This window comes from Pseudomonas sp. BIGb0278, assembly GCF_024809895.1.
GTDB lineage: Bacteria > Pseudomonadota > Gammaproteobacteria > Pseudomonadales > Pseudomonadaceae > Aquipseudomonas > Aquipseudomonas shirazensis.
In genome coordinates this window covers 36681-49285 of sequence record NZ_JANUEL010000008.1, presented here as the reverse complement: position 1 = coordinate 49285, position 12605 = coordinate 36681, and the positions used below count along the sequence as shown (strand labels likewise).

Annotated in this window: 17 protein-coding genes; 7 read left to right on the top strand and 10 right to left on the bottom strand. The window is 64.2% G+C overall.

The window, feature by feature from the left end:
- Window positions 1-17: 17 nt before the first annotated feature.
- The 9 genes from M2396_RS22020 to nrdR all read right to left on the bottom strand — a co-directional run bounded on the left by M2396_RS22020 (window position 18) and on the right by nrdR (window position 6746).
- A complete protein-coding gene (locus tag M2396_RS22020; RefSeq protein WP_150570994.1) occupies window positions 18-767 on the bottom strand; it encodes an ABC transporter substrate-binding protein in 750 nt (249 codons plus the stop codon).
- A gap of 14 nt (window positions 768-781) precedes the next feature.
- Window positions 782-1285: a phosphatidylglycerophosphatase A gene (locus M2396_RS22015; protein ID WP_101322304.1), complete on the bottom strand. Its 504-nt coding sequence runs from the start codon at window positions 1283-1285 to the stop codon at window positions 782-784.
- Window positions 1282-2247, bottom strand: coding sequence for a thiamine-phosphate kinase (gene thiL / locus M2396_RS22010; protein ID WP_259078792.1), 966 nt, complete (start codon window positions 2245-2247; stop codon window positions 1282-1284). Before thiL ends, M2396_RS22015 begins: the two co-directional genes overlap by 4 nt.
- Window positions 2248-2265: 18 nt before the next feature.
- A complete protein-coding gene (gene nusB, locus M2396_RS22005) occupies window positions 2266-2766 on the bottom strand; it encodes a transcription antitermination factor NusB (RefSeq protein ID WP_101322306.1) in 501 nt (166 codons plus the stop codon).
- Window positions 2763-3239: a 6,7-dimethyl-8-ribityllumazine synthase gene (gene ribE, locus M2396_RS22000; protein ID WP_003255395.1), complete on the bottom strand. Its 477-nt coding sequence runs from the start codon at window positions 3237-3239 to the stop codon at window positions 2763-2765. Before ribE ends, nusB begins: the two co-directional genes overlap by 4 nt.
- 90 nt (window positions 3240-3329) lie before the next feature.
- A complete protein-coding gene (ribBA, locus tag M2396_RS21995; RefSeq protein ID WP_101322307.1) occupies window positions 3330-4421 on the bottom strand; it encodes a bifunctional 3,4-dihydroxy-2-butanone-4-phosphate synthase/GTP cyclohydrolase II in 1092 nt (363 codons plus the stop codon).
- Between the two features lie 18 nt (window positions 4422-4439).
- A complete protein-coding gene (locus tag M2396_RS21990) occupies window positions 4440-5105 on the bottom strand; it encodes a riboflavin synthase (RefSeq protein WP_101322308.1) in 666 nt (221 codons plus the stop codon).
- 43 nt (window positions 5106-5148) lie between these two features.
- On the bottom strand, window positions 5149-6279 hold the full coding sequence (gene ribD, locus M2396_RS21985) for a bifunctional diaminohydroxyphosphoribosylaminopyrimidine deaminase/5-amino-6-(5-phosphoribosylamino)uracil reductase RibD (protein WP_259078787.1): 1131 nt from the start codon (window positions 6277-6279) through the stop codon (window positions 5149-5151).
- Window positions 6280-6281: 2 nt separating this feature from the next.
- Window positions 6282-6746, bottom strand: coding sequence for a transcriptional regulator NrdR (gene nrdR, locus M2396_RS21980; RefSeq protein ID WP_101323120.1), 465 nt, complete (start codon window positions 6744-6746; stop codon window positions 6282-6284).
- 105 nt (window positions 6747-6851) lie between these two features.
- Here nrdR and M2396_RS21975 point away from each other — a divergent pair, with 105 nt between their 5' ends.
- The 3 genes from M2396_RS21975 to trxA are packed head-to-tail and all read left to right on the top strand — an operon-like array spanning window position 6852 to window position 8883.
- Window positions 6852-7304, top strand: coding sequence for a YbaY family lipoprotein (locus tag M2396_RS21975; protein WP_103435141.1), 453 nt, complete (start codon window positions 6852-6854; stop codon window positions 7302-7304).
- Window positions 7305-7964 carry a methyltransferase gene (locus M2396_RS21970; RefSeq protein WP_259078786.1) on the top strand — a complete coding sequence of 220 codons (660 nt, stop codon included), beginning with the start codon at window positions 7305-7307 and terminating at the stop codon, window positions 7962-7964.
- Window positions 7965-7995: 31 nt separating this feature from the next.
- Window positions 7996-8883, top strand: coding sequence for a thioredoxin (trxA, locus tag M2396_RS21965; protein ID WP_101322312.1), 888 nt, complete (start codon window positions 7996-7998; stop codon window positions 8881-8883).
- A 154-nt stretch (window positions 8884-9037) separates the two neighbouring features.
- On the opposite strand, the gene M2396_RS21960 is transcribed toward trxA, so the two are convergent.
- Entirely contained in the window at window positions 9038-9376 is a 339-nt protein-coding gene (locus tag M2396_RS21960; protein WP_101323121.1) for a hypothetical protein, read from the bottom strand.
- 132 nt (window positions 9377-9508) lie between these two features.
- On the opposite strand from M2396_RS21960, the gene M2396_RS21955 reads away from it, so the two are divergent.
- Genes M2396_RS21955 through M2396_RS21940 form a run of 4 tightly spaced genes read left to right on the top strand, consistent with a single transcriptional unit; the run spans window position 9509 to window position 12594 of the window.
- Entirely contained in the window at window positions 9509-10066 is a 558-nt protein-coding gene (locus M2396_RS21955) for a DUF2796 domain-containing protein (protein ID WP_259078785.1), read from the top strand.
- The gene (locus M2396_RS21950; RefSeq protein ID WP_101322314.1) at window positions 10067-10777 is read left to right on the top strand and encodes an ATP-binding cassette domain-containing protein; all 711 of its coding nucleotides are present in this window, start codon (window positions 10067-10069) and stop codon (window positions 10775-10777) included.
- Window positions 10777-12042 carry an ABC transporter permease gene (locus M2396_RS21945; RefSeq protein ID WP_259078783.1) on the top strand — a complete coding sequence of 422 codons (1266 nt, stop codon included), beginning with the start codon at window positions 10777-10779 and terminating at the stop codon, window positions 12040-12042. The genes M2396_RS21950 and M2396_RS21945 overlap by 1 nt, the downstream gene beginning before the upstream one ends.
- Before the next feature lie 9 nt (window positions 12043-12051).
- Entirely contained in the window at window positions 12052-12594 is a 543-nt protein-coding gene (locus M2396_RS21940) for a DUF3299 domain-containing protein (protein WP_181089823.1), read from the top strand.
- Window positions 12595-12605 lie beyond the last annotated feature (11 nt).

Sequence of the window (12605 nt, the reverse complement as noted above, 5' to 3'; positions counted from 1 at the left end):
GCTTAGCGAGGATGTGCTCAGCGAGGCTGGCTGTCGGCAGTGAACGGATAGGGCTGCTTCCACTTCTTGAAGACCGCTTCCAGCTCGCCGCTGCGCACCAGTTGCTGCATGCGTTGGTCAAACAGCGCACTCAGCGCCTTGCCTTGCTCATTGTGAGCAAAGGCAAGATAGAGCGGCAATTCTGCTACATGAGTGCGGCGAAAGCTGTCCGGCTTGGGCGCCTGGGCCTGGACGTACTCGACTTCTGTGAGTGAATCGACATAGAAGTCGACCCGGTTATGCTCGAGCATCGGCAGAATCCCTTCGCGGCGCTGGATTTCCCTGAACTCATGAACATTCGGCAAGTAACTGCCGTAGTCGTAGCCGCGCACCCAGGCCAGGCGATAGTCGCCGATATTGGCGGGGGTCGGCACGGGCTTGCTGGTCAGGCCCAGCGCATAGATATGATCGACATCGAAGTGCCAGCGCGGGTAGAGGTTGTCGTCGCTCTCCTGCTTGTAGGAGCCGACCCAGGCATCCGCCTCGCCACGTTTGACCAGGCCAATGGCACGGCTGTAAGGCGCGCTCTGGATGGACACCTTGACCCCGGCGGGCTCGAACACCTGGCGCAACACATCCCACGCCAGGCCAGTGCCGTCGGCGTTGGTGTAGTCGAGCCAGTCTTCACTGACCAGATGGATCTGGCCCAACTGAGGCTTGTCGCTGGCGTTGGCAACAGCGCCGCCAAGCAGCATCAGCAACAGCAGCACCGTCGTCCTTAACCCCATCTGCCACTCCCGTATCAGGCTACCGCCCAAACTAGAACCTGCATGCCCAGCCAGGCGAACACACCAGCGAGGATATCGTCGAGCATGATGCCGAATCCACCATGCACATGTTTGTCGATCCAGCGAATCGGCCACGGCTTGAGGATGTCGAAGAAGCGGAACATGAGGAACCCGGCCAGCAACCACTGCCAACCCTCCGGCACCAGCCACAGGGTGATCCACATGCCGACCATTTCGTCCCAGACAATGCCTTCATGGTCGTGAACGCGCAAGTCGGTGGCGACCTTGCCGCACAGCCAGAAGCCGAACAGCATGGTCATACCCAGCAGCAGCCAGTAGCCCCAGTCGGGCAACATCTGCCACAGCGGAATGAACGGCAGCGCCACCAGCGAGCCCCAGGTGCCGGGGGCCTTGGGCAAAGTGCCGGAACCGAAGCCAAAGGCGATGAAGTGCCACGGGTTGCGCCAGACCGAAGGCGGAACGAACTCCGCAGGCACCTGATTGGGGTGGTCGGTCACGGTGTCTCCCTAAAATGTTGATAGCCGCGTTGTCGCGGGGTGATGTCCTGGCCGTGTTCGTCGCGCAAAATCACGCCTTCGCCAGCCACTGCCCGGCCGATGACATGCACCGCCAGGCCAGCGTCGCGCAGCGCGGGCAGTTGCTGCGCGGGCAAGGTGAACACCAGGACATAATCGTCGCCACCGGTCAGCGCCGCCTGGCGGGCTGCCGCTGGCCCTGAAAAAGCCACTAGAGCAGGTGACACTGGCACCTCGGCCAGGTTCACCTCGAGCGCCAGCCGGGATGCCTTGGCGATATGGCCGCAGTCGGCCAACAAGCCATCGGAGATATCCAGCGCCGCGGTGGCCTTGCCGCGCAGGGCCTGGCCCAAGGCAAACTGCGGCGAAGGTGACCAGTACTGTGCCAGCAGCGGCGCACTGATCTCGACCGCCGCTTCGCGCTCGCCCAGCACCAACGGCAAGGCGCCGGCGGCATTGCCCAGCTCGCCGCCCACACAGAGCAAGTCACCCACCTGCGCGCCCGAGCGCAGCAGGGCCTGCCCGGCCGGAACCCGGCCAAACACAGTCATGGTGATACTCAGTGGGCCGCGGGTGGTGTCGCCGCCAATCAGGCTCAGGCGGCAATGTCGCGCCATGCGATCGAGGCCTTCGGCATACGCCTTGAGCCACTGTTCGCTGACCTCGGGCAAGGTCAGCGCCAGGGTAAAGCCGACGGGCGTGGCACCCATGGCTGCCAGGTCACTGGCCGCTACGGCCAGCGAGCGCTGGCCCAGTAGCGAGGGGTCGCAGGCGTGCGGAAAATGCACGCCGGCGACCAAGGTATCGGTAGACACTGCCAACTGCGCGGCAGCCGGCAGGTCAAGCAGGGCACAGTCGTCGCCGATCCCCAACGCAACACCTTCGCCGCCCTGCGCACAGGGCGCGGCGGCGAAGTAATGACGGATCAGCTCGAACTCACCCATGGCTGGTCAGCGCCGCAATCAGCGCTTGAACGCCTTGACTTCCGCTTCACGGACCTGCGGCGCCAGCTTGTCGAGTACACCGTTGACGAACTTGTGGCCGTCGGTGGCGCCGAAGATCTTGGCCAGTTCGACGCCTTCGTTGATCACGACCCGGTAAGGTACGTCAACGCGCATCAGGAACTCCCAGGTGGACAGGCGCAGAACCGCCAGTTCAACCGGGTCGAGCTCTTCCAGCGGGGTGTCCAGGCAAGGCTTGAGCGCGGCATCGATGTCGTCTTTCTTCGCCGGAACCCCGTGCAGGATCTCGCGGAAATAAGCGCCGTCGATGTCAGAGAAATCGTTGTCGACGCGGAACTGCGCCTCGATTTCATTCAGCGATTGCTTGGCCATGTGCCACTGATAAAGCGCCTGGGTCGCGAGCTTGCGTGCTTCGCGACGCTTGGCGCTTTTCGATGGTTTGCCAGCATCCGCAGGTTTTGGATCGCGCGGGTTGAAACGATCGCTTTCGTCGCTAATCACTTGGCCTCCAACTGCGCCAGCAGGCTGACCATTTCCAGTGCGGACAGGGCAGCTTCAGCGCCTTTGTTGCCGGCTTTGGTGCCGGAACGTTCGATGGCCTGCTCGATCGAGTCGACGGTCAGTACGCCGAACGCGACTGGCACACCGAACTCCATCGACACCTGGGCCAGGCCCTTGGTGCATTCGCCCGCAACGTATTCGAAGTGCGGAGTACCACCACGGATCACGGCGCCCAGGGCGATGATCGCGTCGTAAGCGCCCTGCTGAGCGACTTTCTGTGCAACCAGCGGGATTTCGAAGGCGCCAGGAGCACGGATGATGGTGATGTCGCTTTCGCTGACGCCATGGCGTACCAGCGCATCAACGGCACCGCTCACCAGGCTTTCGACGACGAAGCTGTTGAAGCGGCCAACCACCAAAGCATAGCGACCTTTGGGGGCGATGAAGGTACCTTCGATGGTCTTCAGGGTCATTGCGGTGTTCTCATTTTAAAGAGCGAGGCCGCCCTAGGCGGCCTGCAGGAGGGTTTGGACACGAGAGTCAGGGCGATTGGCGCGCCTGTGTCACTCAGAGGGCACGTATTCTACAACTTCCAGATCGAATCCGGATATCGCATTGAACTTCATCGGCGAGCTCATCAGGCGCATCTTGCGCACACCGAGGTCACGCAGGATCTGCGAACCGGCGCCAACCGTGCTGTAGGTGCTCGGCGTCTTGACCTGGGTTTCGCCGGCGCTTTCGCGGATATGCGCCAGCACCACGTCGCCATCGAGCGGGTGACCGAGCAGCAGCACTACGCCGCTGCCGGCCTCTGCCACGGCGCTCATGGCGGCGCGCAGGCTCCAGCGGCCGGGCTGCTTGACCATCAAGAGGTCGCGCAGCGGGTCCATGTTGTGCACCCGCACCAGGGTCGGTTCTTCGGCGCAGATCTTGCCCAGGGTCAGTGCCATGTGCACATCGCCTTCGACCGAATCACGGTAGGTGACGAGGTTGAACTGGCCCAGTTCGCTGTCCAGTGGCTGCTCGGTGACCCGCTGAACGGTACGTTCGTGGATCATGCGGTAGTGGATCAGGTCGGCGATGGTGCCGATCTTCAGGCCGTGCTCGGCGGCGAACACTTCCAGCTCGGCGCGACGCGACATGGTGCCGTCGTCGTTCATCACTTCGCAGATCACCCCGCTCGGCTCGAACCCGGCCATGCGCGCCAGGTCACAGGCCGCTTCGGTGTGGCCAGCGCGGGCCAGGGTGCCGCCAGGCTGGGCCATCAGCGGGAAGATGTGGCCAGGGCTGACGATATCGTCTGCCTTGGCATCCTTGGCTGCCGCGGCCTGCACGGTGCGCGCACGGTCGGCTGCGGAAATCCCGGTGGTGACGCCTTCGGCGGCTTCGATCGAGACGGTGAACTTGGTGCCGAAGCCCGAGCCATTGCGTGGCGCCATCAGCGGCAGCTTGAGGGTCTCGCAGCGCTCGCGGCTCATCGGCATGCAGATCAGGCCACGGGCGTGCTTGGCCATGAAGTTGATGTGCTCGGGCTGGCAGCACTCGGCGGCCATGATGATGTCGCCTTCGTTCTCGCGGTCTTCGTCATCCATGAGGATGACCATCTTGCCTTGGCGGATGTCTTCGACCAGCTCTTCAATACTGTTGAGCGCCACGCGGCACCCCCTTCTCGATCAGGATTTCAGGTAGCCGTTGGCGGCCAGGAAGCTTTCGGTGATGCTACTGCCCTTGCTCGGTGCGGCAGCCTTGTCACCCAGCAGCAGACGCTCCAGGTAACGGGCCAGCAGGTCGACCTCAAGGTTCACCCGACGCCCGCTGCGGTAGTCGGCCATGATGGTTTCGGACAGGGTATGCGGCACGATGGTCAGCTCGAATTCGGCGCCATCGACCTCATTGACCGTCAGGCTGGTGCCGTCGACGGTGATCGAGCCCTTGTGGGCAATGTACTTGGCCAGCTCCTTGGGTGCGCGCACGCGGAACTGGATCGCGCGGGCGTTATCGCTGCGCGAGATGATTTCGCCGACGCCGTCGACGTGGCCGCTGACCAGGTGGCCGCCCAGGCGGGTGGTCGGGGTCAGGGCTTTTTCCAGGTTGACCGGGCTGCCGCTTTTCAGGTCGTTGAATGCGGTGCAGTCGAGGGTTTCGCGGCTGACGTCAGCCCAGAAGCCGTCGCCAGGCAGTTCCACCGCAGTCAGGCAGACGCCATTGACGGCAATGCTGTCGCCCAGTTTGACGTCACCCAGGTCGAGCTTGCCGGTCTGGACGTAGACGCGCACGTCGCCGCCCTTGGGGGTCAGGCTGCGGATGGTGCCGATCGATTCGATGATGCCGGTGAACATTGGGTTCTCCTCGGAAACTGGGCGGCGTTGGGCCAGCCGGGCATTATACGCCGGTGGCCGGTTGGGGGATGGCTGTGACTCGCCAGTCATTGCCCACCGCGCGCATTTCGGTGATTTTCAGTCGCGGCGCTTCGCTCATCTTCGCCAGCGGCCAGTCCAGCAATGGCCGGGCCTGGGAGCCAAGGAAGGTGCCGGCAACAAACAATTGGTATTCGTCGATCAAACCGAGCTGGGCAAACGCGCCGACCAAACCGGCGCCCGCCTCCAGCAGAATCTCGTTGGTCCCGCGTGCCGCCAGGGCGCTGAGCAGGGCTGGCAGATCCACCCGGCCATCGGCGCCGGGCAACTGCAGCAGCTCATGGCCGGCCTCGGCATAGCGTGGGTCAGCGGCGGCGCCGGTGACCACCAGTACCGGCCCGGCCTGGAACAAAGGCGCAGTCAGCGGCAGGCGCAGGCGGCTGTCGATCAGCACCCGCAGCGGTGGCCGTGACAAGGCCAGGGCGGTGGTATCAGGGTCCAGGCCCAGCTCGCCGCCGCGCACGGTCATCCGCGCATTGTCGGCCAGCACACTGCTGGCGCTGGTCAGCACCACGCTGGAGCGCGCACGCAGGCGTTGCACCGCTGCGCGGGCGGCAGGGCCGGTAATCCACTGGCTTTCACCACTGGCCATGGCGGTGCGTCCGTCCAGGCTCATCGCCAGCTTGGCGCGGACGAACGGCAGGCCGTGCTCCATGCGTTTCAGGAAGCCGGGATTGAGCGCACGCGCTTCTTGCTCGAGCACGCCACTGACAACCTCGATACCGGCCTCGGCCAGGCGCCGCAGACCTCGCCCGGCAACTTGCGGGTTAGGGTCCTGCATGGCGGCGACCACCCGGGCCACCCCGGCCTTGACCAGCGCTTCGGCACACGGCGGGGTGCGCCCGTGGTGGCTGCACGGTTCAAGGGTGACATAGGCGCAGGCGCCCTGGGCGCGCTCGCCGGCCTGGCGCAGGGCATGCACTTCGGCGTGCGGCTCGCCGGCGCGCACATGCCAGCCCTCGCCGACCACCTCGCCATCACGCACGATGACGCAGCCAACGCGCGGGTTGGGATGGGTGCTGTACTGGCCTTTGCGGGCCAGTTGCACGGCCAGGGCCATGTAGTGGGCGTCGAGAATCGCGGTCGGGCTGGGCATGTTTACTCTTTGCCCGGCTGGCGCGCCAGGCGGTCGATTTCTTCGCGGAATTCGTCAAGGTCCTGGAAACGTCGGTAGACCGAGGCAAACCGAATGTAGGCGACTTCGTCGAGTTGACGCAGCGCCTCCATGACCAGCTCACCGACCACCAGCGACTTGACCTCGCGCTCGCCGGTGGCGCGCAGCTTGTGCTTGATCTGCGCCAGCGCTGCTTCCAGGCGCTCGACGCTGACCGGGCGCTTTTCCAGCGCGCGCTGCATGCCGGCTCGCAGCTTGTCTTCGTCGAATGGCTGGCGGGTGCCGTCTTGCTTGATCAGCCGCGGCAGTACCAGTTCGGCGGTTTCGAAGGTGGTGAAGCGCTCGCCGCAGGCGACGCATTCGCGCCGGCGACGCACTTGTTCGCCCTCGGCGACCAGGCGCGAGTCGATGACCTTGGTGTCGTTGGCACCGCAAAAGGGACAGTGCATGGTGGCAGGCAACAAAAAAAGGGAGGGCCATGGTAGCGCATCCGACTGGCAAGACAAGCCAAAGGGGTTACCATCCACTCAAATCTGCCCCTGAAGGACTTCTCCATGCACTTTCGAGCGCTCGTCGTGCTCTGCCTCGCTGGCCTGATGACGGCCTGCAGCAGCGATAAACCTAAAAACGAACCGGTGCCCGCAACGCCGGCGCCGAAAACGGTGAAAAAGGCCCCGGCGCTCGGCCCGCTGCCGGCTTATCAACGGGAAATCAGCGGCAGCCTGCAAGACGTGCCAGCGGGTGCCGAGGTCGAGCTGGCATTGCTGGTGATCGACGAACGTGATCGCCCGCAGCGGCTGCTGGCCAGCAGCACCCTGACCGGTACCGGTCAGGACCTGCCCTATCAACTGCGCTTCAACCCGGAAGCATTCCCGGCCGGTGCCCGCGTCGAGTTGCGCGGTCGCGCCAGCCGCTCGGGTCAGTTGATCATGCACCTGCCGCCACAGCGCATCGTCCAGGCTACGAGCCAGGCCACCGGCCCGCTGCGCTTCGAGAAAGCCCCGTAAATGGCGCCAGTGCAGTTGCAGCATGCGCTCAGCGGTCTGATCGGCGAAGCGCAGCTGGTTGCCACTGCGCTGCCGGAGTGCGCGCTGAAACTGTGGCTGCTCGACGCCGACAACATGCACCGCGCATTCACCCGCGAAGAGACCCAGCGCATCCTCGAAGAGCCGCCGTACTGGAGCTTCTGCTGGGCCAGCGGCCTGGCCATGGCCCGCTACCTGGCGGCCAATCCACAGTGGGTCGAGGGGATGCGCGTGCTCGACTTTGGCGCCGGTTCGGGCATTGCCGGGATCGCCGCAGCGCGGGCGGGTGCTGTCGAGGTGGTTGCCTGCGACCTTGATCCGCTGGCCTTGGCTGCGTGCCAAGCCAATGCTGCGCTGAACCAGGTCGAGCTCGGTTACAGCAGTGATTTTTTTGCCGAAGCCGACCGCTTCGATCTGATTCTGGTGGCTGATGTGTTGTACGACCCGGCCAACCTGCCGTTGCTCGATGGTTTTCTCAGCCGTGGCCGCCAGGTGCTGGTGGCCGACTCGCGGGTGCGCAATTTCAGCCACCCGCTGTACCGTCAGTTGGACGTGCTCGAAGGCTTGACCCTGCCCGACCTGGCCGAACCGCACGAATTCCGCCGGGTCAGCCTGTACCACGCCAGCCGCGAGCCTTTATAGTGGTGTCATTCAGAGATTTGCGAGAGTTGCGATGAGCCAAGCCCCCGATACCAACGCCCTGCCGTACATTTTCGATGCTACCGACGCCAACTTTCAGCAGTTGGTCATCGAGAACTCCTTCCACAAACCGGTGCTGGTGGATTTCTGGGCCGAGTGGTGTGCGCCATGCAAGGCGCTGATGCCGTTGCTGGCCAAGATAGCCGAGGGTTATCAGGGCGAGCTGTTGCTGGCCAAGATCAACTGCGACGTCGAGCAGCAGGTGGTTGCCCAGTTCGGTATCCGCAGCCTGCCAACCGTGGTGCTGTTCAAGGACGGTCAGCCGGTCGACGGCTTTGCCGGTGCGCAGCCCGAATCGGCGATTCGCGCCCTGCTCGAGCCGCACGTGCAGATGCCTGCCGCGCCGACTGCCTCGCCACTGGAAGAAGCCAAGGCGCTGTTTGCCGAAAGCCGCTTTGCCGAGGCCGAAGCGACCCTCAAGCTGTTGCTGGGCGAAGACAACAGCAATGCCGAGGCGTTGATCCTGTACGGCCGTTGCCTGGCCGAGCGTGGCGACCTGAGTGAAGCTGAGGCCGTGCTGGGTGCGGTCAAGAGCGACGAGCACAAGGCAGCGTTGGCCGGCGCCAAGGCGCAGCTGACCTTCTTGCGCCAGGCCGCCAGCCTGCCGGAAGCCGCCGAGTTGAAGAGCCGTCTGGCGCAGAACCCTGAGGACGACGAAGCCGCTTATCAGCTGTGCATTCAGCAGTTGGCGCGCCAGCAGTACGAAGCGGCGCTGGATGGGTTGCTCAAGCTGTTCCAGCGTAATCGGGGTTATGAAAGCGGATTGCCGCACAAGGCGCTGTTGCAGGTGTTCGAGCTGCTCGGCAATGAGCACCCGCTGGTTACCGCGTATCGGCGCAAGTTGTTTGCCTTGATGTATTGAGGCGCATATCGGCCCGACGGTCTGCGGGGCCGCTGCGCGGCCCTTTCGCGACACAAGGCCGCTCCTACAGGCCGGCGGTGAGCCATGAGCAACTCGGTCGCCTGTAGGAGCGGCCTTGTGTCGCGAAAGGCCAGCGTAGCTGGCCCACTATGCTTCAACCGATCCAGTGATAAACAGGCGCATCCCCCGCGCTTTCCACCCTCACCTCAGCACTGTGACGCAAACGCACCAGCAGCCGCTTGCCCGCCGCCGTGCTGCCGGTCAACTGCTCCAGTTGCTCAAGTAATTCTGGCCCAGTCATCTGTCCGGCCACGCGCAAGGCTTCGCGCGCAGCTTGCCACTGGTCATCGTTCTGCCGCACCGCGGGTGCCGGCGTTGCCTTTTCCACCGGCGCAGCCAACTCCACCTGACGCCCAAGCTGCGCCCATTCCGCCGGCTCCAGCTCGATGGTCAGGTCCACCGGCCACTCGCCGATCGTTCCTCGTATTCTCACCTTGGCTTCCTCGCTCACAATTGCCTAGCGTCCATGCTCCCACGACATGAAACCTTCGCCAAGCGGCTGGCACTCGCTAGAAAAATTGTTATAACATTACCAAATCATTCGCCCTGCTCTCTGGAGTTGTCCATGCGCCGTCTGTTGCTTGCACTGCCCTTCGCCCTGCTGCCCCTGGCCGTGGCGCATGCCCACGATGAGCATGATCACGACCACACCGCGCTGGGCGCCCATGAACACGGCGTGGCCAAACTCGACGTAGTACTGGATGGCAACACCCTCGAGCTTGGCCTGGACAGCCCGGCGATGAACCTGGTGGGCTTTGAACACGCCGCCAGCAGCGATGCCGACAAGGCCAAGGTAGCCAGCGTACGCCAGCAACTGGAGCAGCCACTGCAGCTATTGGGTCTGGCCAAGGACGCTAGCTGCAGCATCGACGCGCAGGAGCTGCAAAGCCCGCTGTTCGACGCACCAGCAGCCGCTGCCGGCAAAACCGAGAAACACGCCCACAGCGATATCGAAGCGCACTATCAGTTCACCTGCAGCAACCCGAGCAAACTCGCCAGCATCGACCTCGCGCCGCTGTTCAAGGCTTACCCGGCGATGCAGAAGATCAACGTGCAGTTGATTGGCCCTAATGGCCAAAAAGGCCTTGAAGCAACGCCGACCACTGCGACGGTCGCGTTCTGAATGAGCCAGGCGTTGATCGAACTGCGTGATCTGCTGTTCGCCTGGCCCGGCCAGGCGCCGCTGCTGGATATCCCGCAGTTTCGCCTGGAAGCGGGCGAAGCGCTGTTTCTCAAGGGCCCCAGCGGCAGCGGCAAGACCACCCTGCTCGGCCTGCTTGGCGGTGTGAACCTGCCGGCGCAGGGCAGCGTGCGCCTGCTCGGTCAGACCTTGGCCGAGCTGGGCCAGGGCGCGCGCGATCGCTTCCGCGTCGATCACACCGGCTACATTTTTCAGCAGTTCAACCTGCTGCCGTTTCTGTCGGTGCGAGAAAACGTCGAACTGCCTTGTCGTTTTTCTGCCAGCCGCGCCGAGCGTGCCCGCCAGCGCCATGGCAGCGTCGATCAGGCCGCCACGCAATTGCTCGCGCACCTGGGCCTGACTGACCCGGCAATGCTCGCGCGGCGCGCCGATAGCCTGTCGATCGGCCAGCAGCAACGAGTAGCCGCGGCCCGCGCGCTGATCGGCCAGCCGGAGTTGGTGATCGCCGACGAGCCAACCTCGGCGCTCGATGCCGACACCCGCGAAGCCTTTATCCGGCTGCTGTTCGACGAATGCCGCGCTGCCGGCTCCAGCCTGTTGTTCGTCAGCCACGACCAGAGCCTGGCGCCGCTGTTCGATCGACACCTGTCACTGGCCGAACTCAATCGCGCCGCCGCGCCCCGGGAGGCCTGATGTACCTGCTCCGCCTTGCTCTGGCCAGCCTCGCCAACCGGCGCTTCACGGCCTTTCTTACCGCCTTCGCGATTGCCCTGTCGGTCTGCCTGCTGTTGGCCGTGGAACGGGTCCGCACCGAAGCCCGCGCCAGCTTTGCCAGCACCATCAGTGGCACCGACCTGATCGTCGGCGCCCGCTCGGGCTCGGTCAACCTGCTGCTGTACTCGGTGTTTCGCATCGGCAACGCCACCAACAACATCCGCTGGGACAGCTATCAACACTACGCCAGCGACCCGCGGGTGAAGTGGGCGATCCCGATTTCGCTGGGCGACTCGCATCGCGGCTATCGGGTGATGGGCACCAGTACCGATTACTTCAGCCACTACCAGTACGGCCGGCGCCAGCACCTGGAACTCAGCCAGGGCCGACCGTTTGCCGATAACCCGTTCGACGTGGTGCTGGGCGCCGAAGTCGCCGAGGCACTGCACTACAAACTCGGCGACAAGCTGGTGCTGGCCCATGGCGTAGCGGCGATCAGCCTGGTCAAACACGATGACAAACCGTTCACTGTGGTCGGCGTGCTCAAACGCACCGGCACCCCGGTTGACCGCACCCTGCACATCAGCCTGGCCGGCATGGAGGCCATTCACGTCGACTGGCACAACGGCGTACCGGCTCGCGGCGCCGGCCGCATCAGTGCCGAGCAAGCGCGCGGCATGGACCTGCAACCGACTGCGATCACCGCCTTCATGCTTGGCCTGAACAACAAGATCGCCACTTTCAGCGTGCAGCGCGAGATCAATCAGTACGCCAACGAGCCGTTGCTGGCGATTCTCCCGGGCGTGGCCATGCAGGAGCTGTGGAGCCTGATGGGGACCGCCGAGCAAGCCCTGTTCGTGGTGTCGTTGTTTGTCGTGCTGACCGGCTTGATCGGCATGCTCACGGCGATTCTGACCAGCCTCAACGAGCGCCGCCGGGAGATGGCCATTCTGCGCTCGGTGGGTGCTCGGCCCTGGCATATCGCCGGCCTGCTGGTCCTCGAGGCGCTGGCGTTGGCGGTAGCCGGTATCGTCGCCGGGCTTGGCCTGCTGTATGCCGGCATCGCTCTGGCTCAGGGCTACGTGCAGGCCAACTATGGTTTGTACCTGCCACTGGCCTGGCCGAGTAGCCATGAATGGACGCTGCTGGCTATCATCCTCGGCGCAGCGTTGCTGATGGGCAGCGTGCCGGCCTGGCGTGCCTATCGGCAGTCATTGGCTGATGGTCTGTCGATTCATTTGTGAGTGATTACCATGCGTCTGCCCCGCCTTAGCGCTCAGTTCCCGCGCTGCCTCATGCTACTGGTGCTGCTCTTCAGCTCGCCGGTGTGGGCGGCTGAGCCGCGCGAGCTGGATTGGCCGGCATTGATCCCCGAAGGCGCGCCAGTGCAAGCCCCGCAGCTGGCGCCGCTGCACGACCTGTCGCAGATCGGCAACGCGCTGGCGGCCGAGTCCGCGCCGCCAGCACCACAGCAATCGGCCAATGCTCCGGTGGTGCAGGCGCTGGACAATCAGCAGGTCAAGCTGCCGGGCTATATCGTGCCGCTGGAAGTCAGTGAAGAAGGCCGTACCACCGAGTTTTTGCTGGTGCCGTATTACGGCGCCTGCATTCACGTGCCGCCACCGCCGTCGAATCAGATCGTGCATATTTTCAGCGAGATGGGCGTACGCGTCGAAGACCTGTACCAACCGTACTGGATCGAAGGGCGTATGCAGGTCAAAGCCAGCAGCAGCGAGCTGGCCGACACCGGTTACCAGATGGAAGCCGAAAAAATCTACGCCTACGAGCTGAAATAAGCCCGCAGGAC

What these genes read in the sequence shown, in the direction of transcription:
- M2396_RS22020 (WP_150570994.1), bottom strand. Translation starts at nt 767, where the DNA reads ATGGGGTTAAGGACGACGGTGCTGCTGTTGCTGATGCTGCTTGGCGGC.
- thiL (WP_259078792.1), bottom strand. Translation starts at nt 2,247, where the DNA reads ATGGGTGAGTTCGAGCTGATCCGTCATTACTTCGCCGCCGCGCCCTGT.
- ribE (WP_003255395.1), bottom strand. Translation starts at nt 3,239, where the DNA reads ATGACCCTGAAGACCATCGAAGGTACCTTCATCGCCCCCAAAGGTCGC.
- M2396_RS21990 (WP_101322308.1), bottom strand. Translation starts at nt 5,105, where the DNA reads ATGTTCACCGGCATCATCGAATCGATCGGCACCATCCGCAGCCTGACC.
- ribD (WP_259078787.1), bottom strand. Translation starts at nt 6,279, where the DNA reads ATGCCCAGCCCGACCGCGATTCTCGACGCCCACTACATGGCCCTGGCC.
- nrdR (WP_101323120.1), bottom strand. Translation starts at nt 6,746, where the DNA reads ATGCACTGTCCCTTTTGCGGTGCCAACGACACCAAGGTCATCGACTCG.
- M2396_RS21975 (WP_103435141.1), top strand. Translation starts at nt 6,852, where the DNA reads ATGCACTTTCGAGCGCTCGTCGTGCTCTGCCTCGCTGGCCTGATGACG.
- M2396_RS21970 (WP_259078786.1), top strand. Translation starts at nt 7,305, where the DNA reads ATGGCGCCAGTGCAGTTGCAGCATGCGCTCAGCGGTCTGATCGGCGAA.
- trxA (WP_101322312.1), top strand. Translation starts at nt 7,996, where the DNA reads ATGAGCCAAGCCCCCGATACCAACGCCCTGCCGTACATTTTCGATGCT.
- M2396_RS21955 (WP_259078785.1), top strand. Translation starts at nt 9,509, where the DNA reads ATGCGCCGTCTGTTGCTTGCACTGCCCTTCGCCCTGCTGCCCCTGGCC.
- M2396_RS21950 (WP_101322314.1), top strand. Translation starts at nt 10,067, where the DNA reads ATGAGCCAGGCGTTGATCGAACTGCGTGATCTGCTGTTCGCCTGGCCC.
- M2396_RS21945 (WP_259078783.1), top strand. Translation starts at nt 10,777, where the DNA reads ATGTACCTGCTCCGCCTTGCTCTGGCCAGCCTCGCCAACCGGCGCTTC.
- M2396_RS21940 (WP_181089823.1), top strand. Translation starts at nt 12,052, where the DNA reads ATGCGTCTGCCCCGCCTTAGCGCTCAGTTCCCGCGCTGCCTCATGCTA.